The 21,229-nt window shown below is 45.5% G+C and carries 19 protein-coding genes; 9 read left to right on the forward strand and 10 right to left on the reverse strand.

Going from position 1 to position 21,229, the window contains the following annotated elements; all coding sequences use genetic code 11:
* A complete protein-coding gene (locus CWE08_RS04280; protein WP_126765937.1) occupies positions 1-333 on the reverse strand; it encodes a zinc ribbon domain-containing protein in 333 nt (110 codons plus the stop codon).
* A 327-nt stretch (positions 334-660) separates the two neighbouring features.
* On the opposite strand from CWE08_RS04280, the gene CWE08_RS04285 reads away from it, so the two are divergent.
* Positions 661-2,193: an alanine/glycine:cation symporter family protein gene (locus CWE08_RS04285; protein WP_126765939.1), complete on the forward strand. Its 1,533-nt coding sequence runs from the start codon at positions 661-663 to the stop codon at positions 2,191-2,193.
* 112 nt (positions 2,194-2,305) lie between these two features.
* Here CWE08_RS04285 and CWE08_RS04290 read toward each other — a convergent pair whose 3' ends face one another.
* From CWE08_RS04290 to msrB, 3 genes are all read right to left on the reverse strand, one after another.
* Positions 2,306-3,433, reverse strand: coding sequence for a M14 family metallopeptidase (locus tag CWE08_RS04290; RefSeq protein ID WP_126765941.1), 1,128 nt, complete (start codon positions 3,431-3,433; stop codon positions 2,306-2,308).
* Between the two features lie 138 nt (positions 3,434-3,571).
* Positions 3,572-5,020, reverse strand: a complete 1,449-nt coding sequence (locus CWE08_RS04295) for a glyceraldehyde-3-phosphate dehydrogenase (protein ID WP_126765943.1) — start codon at positions 5,018-5,020, stop codon at positions 3,572-3,574.
* Positions 5,021-5,152: 132 nt separating this feature from the next.
* Positions 5,153-5,572, reverse strand: coding sequence for a peptide-methionine (R)-S-oxide reductase MsrB (gene msrB / locus CWE08_RS04300; protein ID WP_126765945.1), 420 nt, complete (start codon positions 5,570-5,572; stop codon positions 5,153-5,155).
* A 208-nt stretch (positions 5,573-5,780) separates the two neighbouring features.
* Here msrB and pyk point away from each other — a divergent pair, with 208 nt between their 5' ends.
* A complete protein-coding gene (gene pyk, locus CWE08_RS04305) occupies positions 5,781-7,214 on the forward strand; it encodes a pyruvate kinase (protein ID WP_126765947.1) in 1,434 nt (477 codons plus the stop codon).
* Between the two features lie 65 nt (positions 7,215-7,279).
* Here the strand turns inward: pyk and CWE08_RS04310 are convergent, their stop codons facing one another.
* The 3 genes from CWE08_RS04310 to CWE08_RS04320 all read right to left on the reverse strand — a co-directional run bounded on the left by CWE08_RS04310 (position 7,280) and on the right by CWE08_RS04320 (position 10,167).
* A complete protein-coding gene (locus CWE08_RS04310; protein WP_126765948.1) occupies positions 7,280-8,164 on the reverse strand; it encodes a DUF6279 family lipoprotein in 885 nt (294 codons plus the stop codon).
* A 20-nt stretch (positions 8,165-8,184) separates the two neighbouring features.
* Entirely contained in the window at positions 8,185-9,024 is an 840-nt protein-coding gene (locus CWE08_RS04315; protein WP_126765950.1) for a LytR/AlgR family response regulator transcription factor, read from the reverse strand.
* Positions 9,025-9,096: 72 nt separating this feature from the next.
* A complete protein-coding gene (locus CWE08_RS04320) occupies positions 9,097-10,167 on the reverse strand; it encodes a sensor histidine kinase (protein WP_126765952.1) in 1,071 nt (356 codons plus the stop codon).
* A 183-nt stretch (positions 10,168-10,350) separates the two neighbouring features.
* Between CWE08_RS04320 and CWE08_RS04325 the strand changes: the two genes are divergently transcribed.
* On the forward strand, positions 10,351-12,231 hold the full coding sequence (locus CWE08_RS04325) for a M61 family metallopeptidase (RefSeq protein ID WP_126765954.1): 1,881 nt from the start codon (positions 10,351-10,353) through the stop codon (positions 12,229-12,231).
* Between the two features lie 2 nt (positions 12,232-12,233).
* Here CWE08_RS04325 and CWE08_RS04330 read toward each other — a convergent pair whose 3' ends face one another.
* The 3 genes from CWE08_RS04330 to CWE08_RS04340 all read right to left on the reverse strand — a co-directional run bounded on the left by CWE08_RS04330 (position 12,234) and on the right by CWE08_RS04340 (position 14,834).
* Positions 12,234-13,118, reverse strand: a complete 885-nt coding sequence (locus CWE08_RS04330) for a M23 family metallopeptidase (protein WP_198677076.1) — start codon at positions 13,116-13,118, stop codon at positions 12,234-12,236.
* Positions 13,111-14,058, reverse strand: coding sequence for a 6-carboxytetrahydropterin synthase (locus tag CWE08_RS04335; protein WP_126765956.1), 948 nt, complete (start codon positions 14,056-14,058; stop codon positions 13,111-13,113). Before CWE08_RS04335 ends, CWE08_RS04330 begins: the two co-directional genes overlap by 8 nt.
* A 62-nt stretch (positions 14,059-14,120) precedes the next feature.
* Positions 14,121-14,834 carry a LysE family translocator gene (locus tag CWE08_RS04340; RefSeq protein WP_126765958.1) on the reverse strand — a complete coding sequence of 238 codons (714 nt, stop codon included), beginning with the start codon at positions 14,832-14,834 and terminating at the stop codon, positions 14,121-14,123.
* Positions 14,835-14,998: 164 nt separating this feature from the next.
* Here CWE08_RS04340 and CWE08_RS04345 point away from each other — a divergent pair, with 164 nt between their 5' ends.
* The 6 genes from CWE08_RS04345 to CWE08_RS04370 all read left to right on the forward strand — a co-directional run bounded on the left by CWE08_RS04345 (position 14,999) and on the right by CWE08_RS04370 (position 21,129).
* Positions 14,999-15,910, forward strand: coding sequence for a LysR family transcriptional regulator (locus CWE08_RS04345; RefSeq protein WP_126765960.1), 912 nt, complete (start codon positions 14,999-15,001; stop codon positions 15,908-15,910).
* 273 nt (positions 15,911-16,183) lie between these two features.
* A complete protein-coding gene (locus tag CWE08_RS04350; RefSeq protein WP_126765962.1) occupies positions 16,184-17,485 on the forward strand; it encodes a tyrosine-type recombinase/integrase in 1,302 nt (433 codons plus the stop codon).
* A complete protein-coding gene (locus tag CWE08_RS04355) occupies positions 17,482-18,054 on the forward strand; it encodes a hypothetical protein (RefSeq protein WP_126765964.1) in 573 nt (190 codons plus the stop codon). Before CWE08_RS04350 ends, CWE08_RS04355 begins: the two co-directional genes overlap by 4 nt.
* An 80-nt stretch (positions 18,055-18,134) precedes the next feature.
* Positions 18,135-18,311: a helix-turn-helix transcriptional regulator gene (locus tag CWE08_RS04360; protein ID WP_126765966.1), complete on the forward strand. Its 177-nt coding sequence runs from the start codon at positions 18,135-18,137 to the stop codon at positions 18,309-18,311.
* A complete protein-coding gene (locus CWE08_RS04365; RefSeq protein WP_126765968.1) occupies positions 18,308-18,553 on the forward strand; it encodes a hypothetical protein in 246 nt (81 codons plus the stop codon). The genes CWE08_RS04360 and CWE08_RS04365 overlap by 4 nt, the downstream gene beginning before the upstream one ends.
* The gene (locus tag CWE08_RS04370; protein ID WP_126765969.1) at positions 18,553-21,129 is read left to right on the forward strand and encodes a phage NrS-1 polymerase family protein; all 2,577 of its coding nucleotides are present in this window, start codon (positions 18,553-18,555) and stop codon (positions 21,127-21,129) included. The genes CWE08_RS04365 and CWE08_RS04370 overlap by 1 nt, the downstream gene beginning before the upstream one ends.
* The last annotated feature ends 100 nt before the right edge of the window (positions 21,130-21,229 follow it).

The raw sequence follows: 21,229 nt of genomic DNA on the forward strand, positions 1-21,229 counted from the left end.
TTAACGTTGTCGCTTAAGAATATAAATACGTGCTCGAGCTACCAAATACCAAACGAAACTGAACACAGTAACAACCATCGATACTTGTGGCATAAACTGCCACCCATCGAGCTGAGCCCAATCATAGAAGGTACCGGCAATGCCAGCGATAAAAAGTAAAATAGCCAACATTTGTTGGCTTACCAATTTACTTACTTTGATTGCGCGTTGATTTTGTGCTTTCCGCGCCAAGCTCTCAACATCATGAGCACCCAGCATAAAACCACACTCACCGCATACAGCAGCTTTATCGGATACTTTTTTTCCGCATCCGGGGCAACTTATAATTGCCATAGATAAATCACCTAAACTTAAATATAAGAGCATCACCCCTTTTTCTCGAATAATGCTCAGTTACAGAATTCAAACGTGATTACGCTTTGTAAAAGAATTTAGCCTTCTTGGCTCGATTTACCGCAAACACTGAGCCCTATCATATCAGCCTGTTGGCTCAGGGTCATCACTCCTTTCCCGATCAAAACGGCTATTTGCGCTATATTCCTACTAGATTTCGATTAATCGCGGTAAGAAGCCAGTTTTCTGCAAGGAATAGCGTAGAGCTTTCTCCGTAACTGTGGCAAAGTATTCATAACAGAACAATAACAACCACGAGAGGATCTGATGGAAAATCTGGTCAGCACACTTAACAGTATCATTTGGAGCCCCGCGCTTGTATTTTTATGCTTAGCCGCGGGTTTGTTTTACTCAATCCTTACACGCTTCGCTCAGGTTCGCCATTTCAAAGAAATGGTTAAGTTACTACTGAGCCCAAACGAATCTAGCAAAGGTATCTCCTCCTTCCAAGCCTTGGCCGTTACGCTTTCAGGCCGAGTTGGTGTGGGTAACATTGCTGGCGTTGCTGCGGCTATCGGTTTTGGTGGCCCCGGGGCAGTGTTTTGGATGTGGGTTGTGGCATTTTTAGGCGCAAGCACAGCCTACGCCGAATCAACCTTAGGCCAAATTTACAAAGTAGAAGAAAATGGTCAGTATCGCGGTGGCCCGGCTTATTATTTTGAAAAAGCACTGGGGCAGAAGTGGTTAGCTATTGTTTTCGCTATATCTGCGATTATTGCGTGCGGCATTTTTCTCCCTGGCATTCAAGCAAACGCCGTTGGCCAAGCCGTTACCCAAGTGTTCGGTGATGGCAATCTGGTAACCACTGATTATGGCGATGTTGGCTCGCACAAATTGATTGCCCTTGCGGTTATCCTCATCGTTCTCGGCTTTATAATTTTTGGTGGTATTCGCCGAATCGCTAACTTTACCCAGATAGTAGTGCCGTTCATGGCTTTAGCCTACATCATCATGGCGTTGGTTATTGTGTTCTTGAATCTGAATCAGGTTCCAGGAATATTTGCCATGATTGTTTCCGACGCCTTTACCGCGCAAGCAGGCTTTGGTGCGGCGATTGGTTGGGGTGTTAAACGCGGTATTTATTCCAATGAAGCTGGCCAAGGTACAGGCCCGCATGCATCTTCTGCCGCTGAGGTAGATCACCCTTCGCAACAAGGCTTAGTCCAGGCATTTTCAGTGTATGTTGATACCTTATTTGTGTGTACTGCAACTGCTCTGATGATTCTTATCACTCAGCAATACAACATAGTAGCGGAAACCTCTGGTGCATTAATCCTGCAAAATGTGGATGCTGCAACAGAAGTAGCCTCTCCCGCTTTCACACAACTGGCGTTATCTAGTGTGTTTGGCGGTTTCGGCCAAGGTTTTGTGGGCATTGCCATTTTCTTCTTTGCCTTCACAACTATACTGGCTTATTACTACATTGCTGAAACCAATGTGGCCTATCTAAACCGCTACATCAAAAACCGATTCTCACTCTTTATTGTAAAAGTGGTTATTATGTTTATGGTGGCTTATGGCATGGTGAATAGTTCAGGCTATATTTGGAACCTCGGTGATATCGGTGTTGGCCTCATGGCTTGGATTAACATTCTTGGTATTCTCGCCATTTTCTTTGTCGCTAAGCCCGCTATTATGTGCTTACGCGATTACGAAGAGCAGAAAAAAGCCGGCGGCCCCATTATTTTTGATCCAGTAAAACTGGGAATCAAAAAAGCTGATTTTTGGGAGAAGCGAATTGCTAAACAGCGTGCTGAAGGCAGCGTAGCTCCAGCAGCGCCCGAAACCGATAAAGAGTAACCAGCATAGAAAAAGGTTAACGAATAAAAAGGCCGAACATAAATTGTTCGGCCTTTTTTGTTTTGCTGGGTGTTTTTTCAGTATCTTTTAGCGCTGAAACGAAGCAACCGTTTTAACGCAGCTGATCAACTACATCTAATATTGCCTTCAATGTATCGCGGCCGAAGTTACGTGAGCGAATATCCGACCATTGTTGATACGGTTCTGGCATATCATCATTATCTTTAAATGGCATTTCAATCGTGAAGGCTAAGCACTTAAAGCGTTCGGAAACCGCGCTACTGGCAACGGTTAAATTAGCTTGGCCTGGTGCTTCTTTCTCATAACCATAGGTTGTTTGAAATTCAGCAGTGGCGGCTAAATAAGCTGAGCGGAAATTTTCTTCAAGCTGAGCGTGGCGCTCATCATAAGAAGGAATGCCCTCAGAGCCCGCAACAAAGTTATAAGGCAAATTCTCATCACCATGAACATCGAGGTACATATCCACGCCAATTGCATCCATCTCTTCTAGCACATGAAATACCTCGGGGCTCTTATCTAATGAAGGTGCCGCCCACTCTCGGTTTAAATTCACGCCGGCCGCATTGGTTCGTAAATGCCCGCGAACACTACCATCAGGATTCATATTAGGAACGACATAAAAAACGGCTTTATCCAAAAGCTGCCTTGATACCGGCTCATCTTCATCTAATAAATGTTCCAACAAACCTTCAACAAACCATTCCGCCATAGTTTCGCCAGGGTGCTGGCGCGCGGTAATCCAAATATTGCGCTTATGTGCAGCCGGTTCGCCAATCACTAACATATTCATTTCGCGGCCATCTAGCGTGGTACCTAACACACATTGCTGAACCCAAGAGGATTGTTGCGCAATTTGCAATAGATCAAGATGGCGCTCCCAGCTATAAGGCACAAAGTATGCGTAAAATACGGTTTCTTGCTCGGGGATATGGCTTATGGTTAGTTTTTCGCCATCAAAGTGAGTGGGCACGCGAAACCAGTGTTCACGATCGTAGCTCGCCATTGCCTGGTAATTTTCCCATCCTTTTGGATAAGCCGATCCACCTGCGTTCTCGATCACCATATTGTGCTCAACATCAATCTCCGCGAACAGCTTAAAGTGAAACCATTGATAGAAATCAGATTGGTTATCCTTGCGGATACGTAAGCGAATATTATCAGCACTATCGGCACTGATTACTTCAATATTACCGCTATCAAATGCTGTTGAAATAAACATAAGAATCCTTATTTTCCCGCGCCGCATTAAAAGTTCATGGGCACTAATTAGAGAGCTCGTTTACAACAGAAATTCTGTATAAACGATAAAATATAACTAAAAAATAAGCGCCTACAGGCGCTTATTTCGGCATGAAGATTATGCTGGTATGTTGGGAACAATTAACCCAGCCATATCCTGAACTACCCGAAGAACCTGACAGCTATAACCAAATTCATTATCGTACCAAACATAAAGCACGGCACGATCGCCATCTACAATAGTAGCTTGCGAATCAACAATACCGGCATAACGGCTACCCACTAAATCCGATGATACAATTTCAGTGGATGAAGTGAAATCGATCTGGTTTTGCAAATCCGAATTTAACGCTACTTTCCGAAGGTACTCATTCAAGCCTTCTTTATCCGTGGCTTTACCGAGGTTTAAATTCATAATTGCCATGGATACGTTTGGCGTGGGTACACGTATAGCGTTGCCGGTAAGCTTGCCAGCCAACTCAGGTAAAGCTTTAGCTACCGCTTTTGCAGCACCCGTTTCCGTAAGTACCATGTTCAAAGGTGCCGAACGGCCGCGGCGTTCCGCTTTGTGATAATTATCAATGAGGTTTTGATCATTCGTGTAGGCATGCACGGTTTCAACATGGCCATTACGAATATCAAACTCATCGTTAATTGCTTTCAAAACTGGCGTAATAGCGTTTGTAGTGCAACTCGCCGCTGAAACAATTAAATCTTCCGCTTGGATATCGCCATGATTTACGCCGTGAACGATATTTTTTATATTGCCTTTGGCAGGCGCGGTTAACAGTACTTTCGCGGCCCCTTTTGATTGCAAGTGGAGGCCAAGCCCTTCCTCATCTTTCCAAACACCAGTGTTATCCACAATGATTGCATTATTAATACCATACTGGGTGTAATCGATGGAATCAGGTGAGTTCGCATAAATCACCTGAATTTGTGTACCGTTCGCTTTAATAGCGCTGTTTGCATGGTCAACTGTAATAGAACCATTGAATGGGCCATGCACAGAATCTCGGCGTAATAAACTCGCGCGTTTTTCTAAATCCCCTTTGCCGCCGCCACGAACAACAATAGCTTTTAAGCGTAACTTGTTGTTTCGGCCATTTCGCTCGATTAATAAGCGCGCCAATAAACGACCAATCCGGCCAAAACCATATAAAACAACATCGCGCGGCTCTACCTCATCGGCTTTTCCAACAAGATCACCCAAGGCGCGCTTTACGTATTCTTCAACGCTTTCTTCACCTTGGCGCTTACCGCCAAAATGGTAGCCGAACGCTAATTTACCAACATCGATACGAGCTGGTGCCATTTCTGTTTCCGCAATAGCTTGCAAAAACGGATAGCTCTCACGCAAACGCAATTTGTGGCCTTCATGTTGGCGCACTAAGCGATGCGTTTTTATGATATCTATGGTTGAACCATTAAGCAGGCTCCGGCCATACACCAGAATTTCTACTCCCTTGGTACGATATAAACGACCAATCAATGGCTGCATTAACTCAGCGTATTCTTGGCGTTCTTCCCAGCTTTTTAACGTAATATCGTTCAGCGCGTCAGTCATCGGTAAACCTTTGTTGATTCTTTCGAATGTAACGAAAAAGATTTCGCTGCAGCCCTAGTTAATGTTCTAGGAGTTCGAAACCTGCCTAAAATGCGTGCCGCATTGTACTTAATTTGCCAACAAACTGCTACTTCAGGGCTTTTCTTTTGCGCTGAAATCGAGTGCTAAAGAATTTACACAGTAGCGCTGTCCTGTTGGCGCCGGCCCATCAGAAAATACATGACCGAGATGCCCTTCACACTGAGCGCAAAGTATTTCGGTTCGCTCCATACCATGGCTACTATCGCGAACATATTTTACCGTATCGGATTCCGCAGCGAAAAAGCTTGGCCACCCGCAGCCTGCATCAAATTTGGTATTCGCCTTAAATAAGAGCGCACCACACCCAGCACAGTAATAATCACCGTCTCGCGTTTCATGCAGCAAGGCACCTGAAAATGGAGCCTCCGTGCCTTTTTCTCGAAGCACTCGATATTGTTCTGCACTAAGTTCTTGCCGCCATTCATCGGCACTTTTCGCTACGGTTGGGGTTTTCGGCGCGGAATTCGACATTATATATCTCTCATTTTACAGTTTTGATTTGGCCTTTCACACATTGGCCACATTCATTATGTTAATATGCACGTTGGCGATTGCAAAACAGGCAAGAATATTTAAAGTAACATGAACACGTAACATGAATACGCCACTTGTATTCAATACGAGTACAGCACTGCTAGCTATTTATACGCACACATTCAATAGGAAGGGTTAAACCACCATGTTAAGACGCACAAAAATCGTAACCACGCTTGGCCCCGCAACAGATAAACCAGGGGTTCTCGAAGCGCTAATAAAAGCCGGTGCAAACGTTGTGCGTTTGAATTTCTCTCATGGTAACGCCGACGATCATCGTAAACGTGCGGAAGCTGTTCGTGAAATCGCAGGCCGGCTGGGTTATCACGTTGCGATTTTGGGTGATTTGCAAGGGCCTAAAATTCGGGTGGCGCGCTTCGAAAATGGCAGTGTGGATCTAGAACAAGGCAGCCCTTTCATATTAGACGCTGCATTTGATGGGGCAAAAGGCACACAAGAACGTGTTGGCCTTGATTATAAAGCCCTACCAAATGACGTTCAGCGCGGCGATATTTTGCTGCTAGATGATGGCCGAATTCGCCTTGAGGTATCCTCGGTTTCAGGCTCCGAAGTTCATACCAAGGTAACTGTGGGTGGAACTTTATCAAACAATAAAGGCATTAACCGGATGGGCGGTGGCCTATCTGCCGCAGCGCTTACTGATAAAGATTATCGAGATATTGAGTTAGCCGCAGAAATTGACGTAGACATTCTTGCCGTATCATTCCCACGCAGCGGAGCCGATTTAAAGCTGGCTCGTGCCCTGCTCAATAAAGCGGGCTGTGATGGCGCCATTTGCGCGAAAATCGAACGGGCTGAAACGGTAGCCACCGAAGCGGCACTCGATGATGTTATTGAAGAAAGTGATGTAGTGATGGTTGCTCGCGGTGATTTAGGTGTGGAAATTGGCGATGCGCAATTAGTTGGCAAACAAAAACGCATCATTCAACGCGCTCGAGAGCTGAATAAGGTAGTTATCACCGCCACGCAAATGATGGAATCGATGATTGATAATTCGATGCCAACGCGCGCAGAGGTAATGGATGTTGCTAATGCTGTTCTCGATGGCACCGATGCCGTTATGCTTAGTGCCGAAACAGCGGCCGGCAAATATCCAGTGGAAACCGTGTTGGCAATGGCTGAAATCTGTAGCGGTGCCGAAGAATACCCAACCTTACGGTTGAACCGGGAGCGTATCGAAGAGCCGGTACCTTCGGTATCTCAAGCTACTGCATTAGCGGCAATGTACACGGCAAATCATCTTGAGGGCGTTACCGCAATTATTGCCTTAACGGAATCCGGGCACACCGCTAAGTTAATGTCGCGTATTCATACCGATTTACCAATTTTCGCCCTATCTCGGCATCACCACTCATTAAACCGAGCGAATCTATATCGGGGTGTGTATCCAGAGTATTTTGATTCTACGCGCTCCGATGCTCAACAGGTACTGCGCGATGCTATTGAACTGATTGAAAAACGGGGGCATATCAAAAAAGGTGAAATGGTCATCATCACTCATGGTGATGTTATGGAAACCATCGGTAAAACCAACACAAGCAAAATCCTGCAAGTATAGGCTTTGCCCTCATGGTATGCGCCATTAGTTCATTTAACCACGGACTAATGGCTTCATAATACAGGCTAAACGCTTACTTCGCGCTGCTTCATCATGCCCCGAAGATCGCGACGCAGGCGATCTACTCTACGCAATATTCGTTCCCGTTGTCGGGGGCTTAAACTTTGCTCCAATGCAACCATGAGCTGTACTGTGCGTGTTCGGTTTAGCGCCAGATTTTCTTGCATTTCTGCACTTCTAAATTGTTCAGGGTTGAGGTAAATATCACCCAAAATAACGGCAAAATCCGAGCTTTTGCGTTGTTCCAATGCCGCTACAAAAGCCTCATGCCAGGCTACTTGATAGGCGTACCATTGTGCATCAAGGCTCGAGGTTTGTAGGCTCCATTCTTGAATAAGCGCCTCCTGCTCCGAGCTTGGCCGGCCCGCATAATCTCGAAATGAATTTAAAAATCGTTCCGCTCGGCGTTCTTGCGCATAACTTGCGTTCCCTGCCGCTATCTCCGCATCTACCTGAGCTAGCTCTTCTTCTTGTTCTTGCAATCGTTCCTGCATATTGCCAAGAAGTTCGGCTACTTGTTCATCATCTAAGCTTTGCAGCAGCGCTACTGAAGGCGGGATGAGTTCATTTCGTATCTGAACCCAAAAAGTTGCTAATTCTTCACTATAGTTTGCCAAATCTTCAGCGCCCATTTCGGAACGCTGTAACTGCCGATAGATATCACTGAGTGTTGCGTAATACTGCGGCATATGCTGCTCAGCATGCCATTGTAAAAACCGCTGGCTTTCCGCTCGCAATAATTCATCTTGGCTATCGGTTAAAGATACGTAGTTCCCTGCTTGCCAACTAATTAACGTTTCCGCATAGCGGTAACCAAGCTGGCGGCTACTGCAACTGGTTAAGAGAAGCGAGAGTAAAATAATGATGAGGAGGTTCGTTGCTGTACGCATTAGCTGAGCCCAAGAGTAAGTTATTGAGCCACACCAAGCACTAATTGCTTTATCCGATCCTTGTAGCTCCGGCTTACTTTCAGTTCTTGGCCGTTTTGCAGCACTAAATGGTACTCGCCATTTTGGCGGCTACAGAGTTTTTCCACTTGCCCTAAATTAACTATTGCCGAGCGGTGAATGCGTTGGAATAAGCGGGGGTTCAGTTCTTGTTCTAATTCTTTCATTGTACGGCGCAAAATGTGCGTTTGATTCGCCGCATGAATGCACATGTAATCTCCAGCCGCATCGATCCATTCAATCGAGTTAATCGCTACTCTGGTGATTTCGCCGCTATCTTTAATCGCAATATGGTCGGGATAGTTCTCAATTAGGGGCGCTTTTCCCTCAGCTAATTGCTGCAGAATATCCTCAACATCGCCACCAGTAATTTCCGCTACTAGCTGCACTAATCGTTGTTGGTAATCACTGCTTTGCTCAGTTCGGAGCTCCTCGCCAATACGTTCGATGGCAATCGCCAAACGTTCTTCATCAACGGGTTTTAGCAGATAATCAATCGCACGAACTTCAAATGCACGAATTGCGTAATGATCGTAAGCGGTTACAAAAACTACTGCGGGCATTTGTGGCGCTTGCTCGCGAATGAGGCGCAATACTTCAAAACCGTTCAAACCGGGCATTTGAATATCAAGGAATACGAGATCAGGCTGCTCGCGAACGATCATCTCCACGGCTTCTCGACCACTACTCGCTTCGGCGATGACATCAACTTGTTCAAAAGCATCTAAACGAATACGCAACCCCTGACGAGCGAGCGGCTCGTCATCCACAATAATCGCTCGAATTCGTTGAGTAAGGCTCAAACTAGTACCTCTTGTCTGTCGCTGGAATGCCTAACACAGGCAAAGTGCAAACCGTATACGAAGGAAATAACATTATCGCTCTACTACTTGCCAAGGGATTTGCAGAGATGCTATGCAACCCGATGGTGAATTGGCTGACAGATTAAATGAGAACTGCTTCCCATACAAGGCCTTCAAACGTTCTTTTGTGTTCACTAAACCAACACCAGAGCCACGAATTTTCACTTTTGTGGCGTCAAAAATATCCGGGCCATTATCGGCGATCGTAACCAGTAGTTGGCCCTCAACAACCGAGCCATTAATTTCAATGCGCCCTACTAATTCCGTTTTTGCAATGGCATATTTAATGGCGTTCTCAATCAAGGGTTGTAGTATCAAGCTCGGAACCAAAGCTTTCTTAGCTTCCTCAGAAACATTTACAATCACCTCTAAGCGCTCACCAAAGCGAACTTTTTCGATATCTAAATACAGCATTGCAGCGGATAATTCCTGCTCAAGCGTAATTCGCTTTATCGGCTCGTTATCGAGCGAAAAACGCAGAAACCGGCTGAGCTTGCTCATCATTTGGTTAGCACCCTTGGTATCATTTACCAAAATCAAGGTGGAAATGGCGTTTAGGGTGTTAAAAAGAAAATGTGGGTTTAGTTGATAGCGTAACATTTTCAACTGCGATTGGTGTGCCATCGATGCCGCCGCAAGTGATTTCTGTTGCGCGTCCTGCAAGAGTTGGTAGTACTTAATTACAAAATATAAAACGCTCCAAGTGAGCATAATGTAAAACTTCACTACCGTCAGCTGAAAGTAAAATAGGAGGTTGGTTGGCCGAAATCCAAATTTATAAATTTCCCAATTCGTTAAATTATCGATCACCGCCCATAGCGCGGCGGCAAGATATGAACAGAACACCACCACCACGATTTGTAACATGGGGTGTTTATCCCAGATAGAGCGATAGATATAGCGCATGGGCACAGTTAACAAGAAGCCTGCATATGCCCCCAACAATACGATAACCACCCAAATCTCACGCATTTCATGCATGAGTGAGCCCATATATTGCACTAAAGCATAGCCCGACCACCCAGCGATTTGCAGGAGCCAGAACATTTTATTTCTATCTTCAAGGTACGAACGCCAGTTCAAACTCAATTCCTATTCTCAATATTTTATAAACGTGATCACACGATAATTTATTCGTTTGATCTTAAAGTTTACCGGAAGCCGTTAAAAATTCGATACCGTTTAACTGGAAAGTTTCATGCTTAGTCGCATCTTTGCGCTCATGATACAATATTCGCTTCAAGTAGCGTTTAGAAAAGGTACTTTATGCAGACAAACACAAAACAAAATGAAATGAAAAACGAAAGCACACTAGCATACACTGTTGATGCCTCCGAATTACACCATCACTACTTTAACGTTACTTTACGAATCAAAACTCGCAATAACTCTGGATTAGCCTTGCGGTTGCCGGCGTGGTTACCAGGCAGTTATATGATCCGCGATTTTGCCAAACATGTGGTGGCATTCTCCGCTGAACGAGATGGAAAGCCTTTACTGTATTCTCGGCCTGATAAAAGCACTTGGCAGCTAGAACCTCTGCAGCACTCAGAAAGCGATGCTAAAGATGCACCGATCATTATCAATTATAAAGTATATGCCTTTGATTTATCGGTTCGCACGGCTTGGCTGGATTCAGAATTTGGCTTCTTTAATCCGAGTGCTCTATGCCTCGAGGTGATTGAAACGAGTGATATAGCAGTTGCTGAAACTAGTTTATCAAACCAACCCTACCAAATTGAAATTATCGCTCCCAAGAAGGGTTCACCGGCAGATGATTGGCAGCTTGCTACCGGAATGCCCTGTTTAAACGCTGATAAAAACGGTTTTGGTATTTATCAGGCAGAAAATTATGCCGCTTTCATTGATTACCCTTTTCTACTTGGGCCCTTAACTCGAGTTGATTTTACTGCAGCGAACATTCCTCATAGCTTAGTGCTAGTAGGCCGGCACTTCGCGAATATCGATCGTTTACGTGCCGATCTAAAAGCAATTTGCGAAACCCAAATAAATTTTTGGCAAGGTGATGTTCCCTTCTCTAGTTACGAATTTCTCACCATGGTGGTAGGCAACGGCTTTGGCGGGCTAGAGCATCGCAATTCCACAGCCTTAATTTGCAGCCGGCACACGTTAGAACCTGCAGAGAAACAACTAAATGCAGGTATGGAGAGTGATGATTACTTAACCTTTTTGAGCTTATGTAGCCATGAATATTTCCACAGTTGGAACGTGAAACAATTGCGGCCGAAAATCTTTCATCCTTATGAGCTAGCTTCTGAGCAATATACAGAGCAATTGTGGTTCTACGAGGGTGTTACCTCTTACCTCGATGATTTTTTTGTGCAGCAAAGTGGCGTTATGTCGGCCGAGCAATTTCTTCAACGTTTAGGGCAAAGCCTTAGCCGGGCTCTAAGAGGAAAAGGCCCTAAACGGCAAAGTGTGTTGGAATCGAGTACGCTTGCATGGACAACCTTTTATCAGCAGAACGAAAATGCACAAAATGCCATTAGTAGCTACTACAGCAAAGGCGCTGCAATTGCGCTCTTGCTGGATCTGATGTTGCGGCAAGCTAGCCAACATCGTTGTTCACTTCGTGAAGTAATGAATACCTTGTATCAAGAAAAGCGGAATATTGGCACGCTTCACAACGATCTTATCCAAGCTATCGCTAAAGTGGGTAACCCTGCGATCGCCGAGCAAGTACAACAATGGTTGGAATCAACGCAAGCCTTACCCATTGATATTTGGTTAGAGCAATTTGGTGTAAGCCTTAGCCCAAATGTTGCCGAACAATTTAGTTTGCAGCCAAGTTTGCAGCCAACCTTGGCGAATCAAGTAGCCCTAGGTGCTGTGCTTCAGGAGAAAGATAATGCCATTGTGGTTTCTCGTGTTTTTGAGGATAGTGCTGCTGCGTTAGCTAATATTGCGGTTAATGATCGTTTGGTTGCTATTGATTACTTAGCCGCTAATCGAAACAATTTGCAGCGGGCATTTAATCGCTATCAACCTGGGGAAACTGTTATGGTGCATATCATACGCGACGATCGTTTATTGCAGCGAGAGCTTACTTGGCAAGCGCCGCAAGCTGATTGTTACGCCCTCAGTATTAATAATGAGAAAACATGCAAAAACTGGCTGCGTATCTAGTTTCACCGCTCCGGTAAAAGCAGCGCAGGATCTACACGCACTGCACCCCAGTTCATGCGCCAATCTAAGTGCGGGCCGGTAGCTCGGCCGGTTGCCCCTATCTCGCCGATAAGGTCACCCAGTTGAACTACTTGGCCCTCTTCAACATGAATAGCGTGCAAATGTAGAAAGCTCGAAAAAATATTGTGGCCATGATCAATAATGATAGTACCACCAGAGAGCACCATATCTGGCGCTGTTAATCGAACTTCGCCGCCAGCCGGAGCATATACTGGCGTGCCCGTTGGGGCTGCAATATCTAAGCCCCAATGGGGTGCGCTTGGGTTTCCATTGAGAATTCGCTGGCTACCATACACGCCACTAATGCGCCCTTCTGCCGGCCAAACAAAAGCTTCACTAAAATCCAAACGATCGCTGTTGATATTCCGAGCTTCGGCAATTTTTACATTGTCCGCCCGAATTAATTGTTGCACTTCAGGGTCTGGCGTTACTGTGCGCTGTGGTAGGCCATCAACTCTTTGTATATTGAATTCGCGGCTTTGAATGCTATAGCTTTCTTGCCATGTTTCCCCTGAGGGCAAAGCAACTTTCAAATGTATATCATTTTCATCGTCACGGCCGATACCAAAAACAAAGTAGCCATCGCTGCCTACTTTTAACCTTTCATTGTTTAAGTACACCGTTGCGCTTTCACGGCTGCGGCCAACAATCATGGCCCCCTGCACAAACTCGCCTTGTAGTTCTGGAGCTAAATTCCCATTACTTTCGTTAGCTTGCGCGGGGCCCATGAAGAAAGCACTACCGATAATGAACAAACAAAATAACACCTGAGAACCCGTCGCCCTGCTGCACAAGCAACGAAGCCTCTGCCAAAACATGTTATGCATAACCTATCGCTCCCTTACCAACGCCCTCAAAGGCGATCACCTTAATCTTCAGGCTCTGTGCAGATAACTCACTGGCTGCCGTATTTGCGGTACTCGTATTTGCCGTTAATACCTTACGCTCATTTGCTACCTCAATCGCTATTTCCCGAGCGATATAATCAGCGATACGCTCAACCGTGGTATCCGTGGGCATTACCTCATTTTCATTCTTTGGCAAAATCAATTCAAATAATCCTTGCTCAGCCATGTAAGAATAGAAAATGTGCCCTTCACCCGCGTGCGCTTGTGCAGAAGAACTCAATTTCATGCTTTCGGCATTGCTGATATCTTCGGCAGTACCCACATAAATATCTTCCCACCGACGCGACCAGCGCTGTTCCCATGCAGTACTGCGCATACCATCGATGAAGATTTTTAATGCTGAACGGTGGCCGTGAGCAATACGCTGGCAGTTACCATCATGCTTTTTCAAACCATGGGTGTAGTGATAATAGAACCCATTAATTTCCTCTGCACGCAAGGTAAGCTGCAAGCCCTCTACGTTGGCGGGTAATTCGCGTTTGATTACTGCTTGGAGGTAATCGATCGTTGATTCTTGGGTGATGACATCGGAATCAATAAAGGCATAGGCATCTGCCGGACAATATAAATGCACAGTTTTACCGGGCCGCAAAAAATCTACCCAATAATGAGTACCCTCGGTTTCTCTGGTAACCTGTGTGTAAGCATGCTCGGTAGGTATAAGTAATTTATGATCCACTGATTGATCAATAATGGCCTTCACTTGCTTTTTTACGCGGCCAAAATCCAGCACCATCGATTGGTCATTCAAGGATCCATCGAGAATAATATCCACAATCCAACTTTCTCCCACAATGCCCCGCTCTGGGCAAAGATAAGAAAAATCGATTACGGTAAGATCATTCACAAATAACTGCATTTAACGGCCTTTTTCAAGCAAGTAAGTAAGAAACAAAACGATATGGGCAGAGTATACCGGAATCAGGGGTGTTGAAACCACTGCCAAAGTAAATGACTCGCAAGTAACCACAGCACACCGCCCATCAACCTATCAAACCAATAACCATGGCTGAGGAGCACAGAACGAATCCGAGTTTTACCAATCATGAGAGAAAGCGTAGCGAACCAAATAAAGGTTGCAATCGCTAAATATACACCGAAGCCAATTTTAACCGATATCGGTGTTTGTACCGAGATAATCGAGGTAAATAAAGCTAAGAAAAACATGGTGGCTTTAATATTTAGCCCATTGGTAAGAAAACCAACTAAAAATGCTCGACCATTGGAAACCTGAGAAACTGAATCGGCTGCCGCTCCTGAGTTTTCAGAGCGTATTTGATTAACGGTAACTTTATCAGTTGTAGCTATCGGCGCTGCGGCTGGCTCAGGCCCAGAGCGAATCGCATTCCAACCGAGCCAGAAAAAATACGCACTGGCTATTAAAAGTAACAGTTGATATAGCCAAGGAGTCTGATTAATGATCAGCGCCAAGCCAAGAATAGAATAAGTAACATGAATTAGAATACCTGTGCCAATACCAGCGCTTACCCACAAGGCTAAACGTGCTCCATGACGAACACTATAGCGGCTAACCACTGCAAAATCGGGACCTGGGCTTATCACCGCTACTGCGTGCGCAATTGCCATAGCCATAAACTCAGCAAAATATCGCCCTGCTAAAATTTCATCCAGCATGTACTTTCCAACTCCAGAGGTTAAGTAGTTATAAGTCAACAGGTTTGCACCTAGTTCACTAGTTGGATATGATGATTAAAAATCATTTCAATTTAACTTAATTTAAACTAAAAAAGTTAAATAACTGCAACCCTATAACCATGCGCAACTAAGAAAATAAAAACATGAAAAACAACAGTTCACCATCGTTAAATGCTTTACGTGTATTCGAGGCTGTATCGCGGTTAGGCAGTTTTAAAGCGGCTGCCGCTGAACTCAGCGTGACACAATCAGCTATTAGCCGGCAAATAACCACGCTCGAAGAACAGCTCGGCATTCGCCTAATACAGCGTGATAATCGAGTTCACGCATTAACTCCAGCCGGCGATGCCTTAGCACCTGATTTAACGCGCGTATTCCGGCAAATTGAACGTTTAGTTAAGCGAACAATGAAAAACGGTGAGCATGCGCGCCGCACACTTACACTCGGTATTAGCAGTGAGCTGTTACGCTGGTGGCTCGGCCCTATGCTAGCTGAGTTTAACCAATTATACCCACATTTAGAGCTACAGTGTGTGCAAGTTCCTGAGTATCTCAGCCGGCAAAACGAAGCACCATTAACGCACGAATTGCTGCATGGTGAGCTTGATGCCCTTCTTACTTTTTCGGCGCCGGCGCAAAAAGCTATCGCAAACTGGCTGCTTAGTGATAGCCAGCTCATATTAATGCGTTCCAAAAGTGTGCCGGAACCAAGTAAATCGGAGCTTCGAGAATGCAAGTTTGTGGCAGTAAATACCAATAAAGATTGGGATCGCTGGACTAAAGCTTACGATATAAAAATCCCCGCTGATCAAGTTCAGTTGGTAAACAACACCAGTATGGCAGTTGAGCTTGGTCAGTTTACGAATCGGCTCTTATTACTACCTGATTTTTATGCTCGAGCGGCAACCGAAGCAGGGCTTCAAGAAGTTACCGGGCTTCGCTTAACTAGCCGCCATGGGCTGCATATTTCTGTGCGGCGAGAAAGCCAACGGGAAATGGCAATTGTAGCGTTGGTGAACTGGCTACAACACATCATTGAAAAGTCAGTTCGGTAATAGGCACGAGCTATTACCAACTTGATAAATTAATGATCAAACTCATAAATTTACTACAATAAAAAACGAAGGTTTAGCAGCGTAGGGAAACTAAGAAGATAAACGTAGAATAAACAAAGAAATGGTGCCCGGGGCCAACCGCGTTTAACTGTCTAATCCCACCTAACAAAACCCACAAAGCTCAATAAAAGCAAGGCATAGAATAAAAATACTTGTCTAACCCCACCTAATGCAATACCATAGTTTCTAGGTTTTTATGGTGGGTATAAAGGTATGCCGAAAAAAGCAAAAGAGTTAACCGACAAACAGTTAAATGCTATCGCCAAGAGCGGTAAAGCAGGTTTATTCCCAGTTGGCCGGGTTGCAGGTTTATCATTACAGATTAAACCACCATCGGCGGCCAGTTGGATATTGCGAACGGTGATACACGATAAGCGCCGAAATATCGGTTTAGGTGGCTATCCGGAAGTTTCACTAGCCGCAGCCCGTGAAATCGCCTCAGCGCTCAAAAGCCGCATAAAGCATGAGGCCTACGATCCAGTAGCAGACCGCAAACAATTAAAATCCGCTGCCATTAAAGAGCAAGCCAAGCTGATCACGTTTAAGCAAGCTGCGAGAGAATACATAGAGAAACGCAGCAAGGAATTTAAAACCGAACAACAGCTACGCAAGCTAACCCGGATAATGGAAGAATACGCCTACCCTATCATGGGTAATATGATGTTAACCGATATTGATTTAAACGTGATCAAGCGCGTAATGAATCAGCCTACCATTGTAAGGGTTAAAGTTGATGGCGATATGCAGAGCATTGATTCTACGTTATGGCATGGGAAAACAGAAACCGCCAACCGCCTACGCATTTACTTAACGCATATTTTTAATGCGGCCATTGCCAGTGGTACCTATACAGAATTAAACCCGGCGCGGTGGGAAGGTGGTTTAAAAACAATCCTGCCAGAGCCACAGAAGATTAGTAAAACTAAGCACCACACAGCGCTTCCAGTAGAGCGTATGCCAGAGTTTTGGGCGAAGCTAACCCAGTGCGATGGCATGGGCGCGAAAGTCTTACAATTTGGCATTCTGACCGCTTCACGTTCAAGCGAAATGCGTGGCGCGTTATGGTCTGAAATTGATATGGCCAATAAAGTTTGGCGGATCCCGGCAGAGCGTATGAAAGCAGGTAAAGCACACAATGTGCCGTTATCAGATGAAGCATTGGCCTTGCTCGATTCAATGCCGAAAGAATCGCCCTACATATTTCCATCGGCCAAAGGCGGCCAAGTAACAGATGCCACAGTAGGTAAAGTAGCCAAAAGCATGGGCTATGAAGTTACGGTGCATGGATTCAGAAGCACGTTTAAAGATTGGGCGCGGCAACCTACCGAATATAACCACGATCAATACGATGATGATCTATCAGAATTGGCACTTGCACACGTTAACAACGATAGCACCCGGGCAGCATACGCACGTAATGAGCTATTGAACGAGCGGCGACCAATGATGCAAGCGTGGGCGCAATACTGCCAACAGCGCATAGATAACGTAATTGAGATAAGAGGTGCAAAATGAGCCAAGCCAATACAGTTACCATAAAAGGTGCAAACTTGTTTTACGGCTGGGGACATGGTGGAAGGGAAACTACTGAACAGCTTACAGAATGGAATGGAATGAGCGAAACCAGCAAGCTGATTGAAATCATAGACTTTGTGGAATCAAGAGCCGATGCAATTATTAGAACGTTAGGCGATGACGCTGGCAGCCTGAACGCTAAAGGCCTAGCAGGTAACATTCTCATGAGGTGCAATAAAATAAAAGGTGGTGCGACTTCAATTATTGAGCTTATGCAGTTGGGAGCGCTAATAGAGCGAGTGGCCACAGAGAGTGCGGTTTACTCTGCATTGAAATTTAACGTCAAGCTGAAAGCCAGATCAATAAAAGGTGGTAATGAGAGCGGAAAGGCTCGCAAAGCGACAGCAAAGGAACGACAAGACGAGATCTTAAAGCAGTGGCATTCACTCACTAATAAAGAAGAACGCGCCCGGGTAAAGACTATTGAAGCACGATTAAGCAACACAGAGTTTAAGTGTACCGAGCGCACAATTCGCAGAGCATTAAAAGACGCAGGTATAAGGGGTTAAACAAACGGACATGAACGGGGTTGCTGACCGCCCCTCTCCCTAGATTGGTGCTTGACACTAATCACCAAAGGGGAAAAGTCATGCAATACCTATCAGATAAATCAGTAGCAGCACGTTACGACATAGCACGTTCAACCGTTTGGCTATGGCTTCAAAAAGGCAAGTTACCAAAGCCAGTTAAAATTAACGGTACACGCACCCGGTGGCCGTTGGCCGACCTTGAAGCGTTCGAGCAACGTCAAGGCGGTGCAGCATGAAAACTACACCTACCAAAGCATTTCTAAAGCGATTCAATAACGGCTTTCACTTCTGCGACACCAAAGCAGCACAAAGCACCGCAGATGCTCTGCTACGCGCTCAACAATCATTCTACCGCCACACTAACAGCGGCAACGCTAAAGCAGCGCACGAGGCGTGGCAGAACGTGGAAACGCTAGCGCATGAAGTGGAGCAGTTAGTTCTAGGTGGCGTGATCGAGTTGTACGAGGGGGATTTATAATGCAAACAAAAAAAGAAGCCCCGGCGGCAACCGAGGCGAGCGATTTAAATAAACCTAACAGTGCAAATTATACACAATATCAGCAAGAAGCACTAGCTCAGGGATATAAGCCGCGTACGGTAAATGAAGATGTTATTGAGCTATCTGTTCCCGGTGAAATTCAAGATGTGGAACAGTGGATTGTTTGGCAATATCAGCCTAACCCGGGAAAGCAAAAGCCAAAGAAGATGCCATTACGCGTGGTAAAGGCAGGCTTTGAAAACGGTGATGTTGCTGATGCAAAAACATACATGAGCTTCGAGCGAGCGCTTAATCTTTATCGTTCAAATAGCGAGCTAGATGGGATTGGTTTTGCACTCACTGAAAGCGATCCATATACAGTGGCGGATCTCGATTCGTGCTTTTCCATTGATTCAGGAATTGATACGTGGGCGCAAGAAAAGATCGCAAAGGCCGCAAGTTGGACTGAGCTAACACCAAGCGAGCAAGGTTTTCATATTGTGGTTAAAGCTGATGTGCAAGGCATGAAAAGCAAAAGCAAAAACTACCACGATTCAAAACTTGAGCTGTACCGCACTGGCCGTTTTTTCACCGTTACTGGTAATTTGCTAGAACAACACGTTCAGCATTGCGAAATTAGCGATGGGCAGAGCTTTATTGAATGCGAGCATAAAGCGATTGTTAAGGCTCAGAACAGTTCAAGCAATACACCAAAGGCAGCGCACCAAAACAAGCCGCTAAGCGATGCAAAAGCCGTACTTGATGTAATTGCCGCGGTGGCCAGTAAAGGCGGTAAAGGCGCTCCAAATGCTGAGCAGTTCTTATACCTCCACAATAGTGGGTTCAGTGGTGAGGATCACTCAGCAGATGATTTAAGCTATCTAAACACCGCAGCTTTTTACACTGGAAAGAATGCCGAATTGATGCGTGAGCTTTATTTAAGTTCAGCATTATATCGCCCAAAATCTGAGCGTGAAGATTATGTGCAGCGTTCCATTGATAAAGCTATTTCAGGTACTCAAAACGTATTCGAGGGAGCGAGCCGCTATTTCAGAAACGAAGATGAGCAACCGCAACACCCAAGCGCATGGCCGGAAGTTGTAGATCCTTTTTCTGAGTATGTAACACGGCAGTTCCCGATCAAGGTACTACCGAAAAGCATACAAGATCTATGCGCTCAGCTAAGCAATCAATCAGGGTTCGATAAGGGCGCTTATGCGTTTTGCTTTATCAGCGCCGCTTCTGCCTTGATGGATCACACCGCAAAACTTGGTATGCGTATCATGAGCCAACCACCAATACTGTGGTTTGCACTGGTAAGCCCCTCAGGTGGCGGCAAATCCCCGGTTATGAACGCAGCAATGCGTTTCGTACGCACACACCACGATCAGCAAGCAAAGGATTCAAAGGCGGCATTGGAGCGGTGGGCGAAAGCCTGTAAAGCCGCAAAAAACACCGAGGAAACACCACCACCGAAACCACCTTGGCGGCAAACAATCATTCAAGATACAACCGTTGAAGCCCTCGCTACCGCGTGCGCTGATAACCCCAAAGGCGTTATTTTTTACGCTGATGAGTTGACTGGTTTTATTGGCCAGATGGACGCTTACAGCTCAGGCGGTGCAGCAAGTAAAGATCGTGGCGTGTACTTATCTGCCTTTGATGGCGGTGCAAAAACAATCAACCGGAAAAACCAACAGCACCCGATGGTTGTTGATAATTTATCGTTATCAATACTGGCCGGCGTTCAGCCGGAAAAGCTCGCAGAGATGTATTCTCAGCGTGGCGGTGGCTCCTCTGATGGATTGTTTCAGCGCTTTATGGTTTACGCTATGAAAGAGCAGCAAGACGTTGATTATACCGCCGAAATTGATCCGTTTACAGAAACCTCAGTGAGTAACTTGTTTCAATGGTTGAATGAATGGAAAGAAGCCGGATTCTTTCACGCCAGAGGCGTTCATTTAAGCCCTCAAGCGCTTCCACGATTGCAGCAATATCACAACGATATGAAAACGATTGCACAGCGCACAGCTTCTGCCAGACAGGCTGAGCATTACAACAAATATCCGGGCTATGTTGGCCGCATTGCAGTTGTACTTCACTACCTACGATGCTCAGCGAAAGGCGAGTATGAGCAAGAAGTTTCACTCGCAACGCTTGAAGATGCTATTGAGCTGATGGGCGCCTTGTTCTCGCACTCTGATGCGGTTTATCAAGTGATTGAACGGCAAGCCGGCGGCGCAGGTGATTTAATGCGTTCAGCAGCCGAGGCGATACTCAGTAAAAAATGGGAAACATTCAAGCGCGGCGACCTAACCCGAAACGCTACTGGTTGGCGTGAAGAAAAAGATCGCAACAAAACGGAAAACGCGATTGATTTACTTATTGAGTTTGGTTGGATTGCAGATGTAACCCCTGCCCCGGTTGATGGTAAACGTGGGCGGCGCTCTGATGGTCTGTTTGCGGTGAATCCACAGGTGCATGATAAGTTTCAGCACAAAGCTGAGCGCATTGTTCAGATGCGCAAAGAGCGTTATGAAGCTATTAAACGTGCCGGGGCTGATAGAGTTGCTTAATTAGTTGTAAAAGTTGTATGTGCGTACGAGATTAATAGATTTATTTTATAGGGTTTCAATCTTTATACCTTGTACGCGCATACAATTAATTCAATTAAAT

Source organism: Aliidiomarina iranensis (genome assembly GCF_003987135.1).
GTDB classification, from domain to species: domain Bacteria; phylum Pseudomonadota; class Gammaproteobacteria; order Enterobacterales; family Alteromonadaceae; genus Aliidiomarina; species Aliidiomarina iranensis.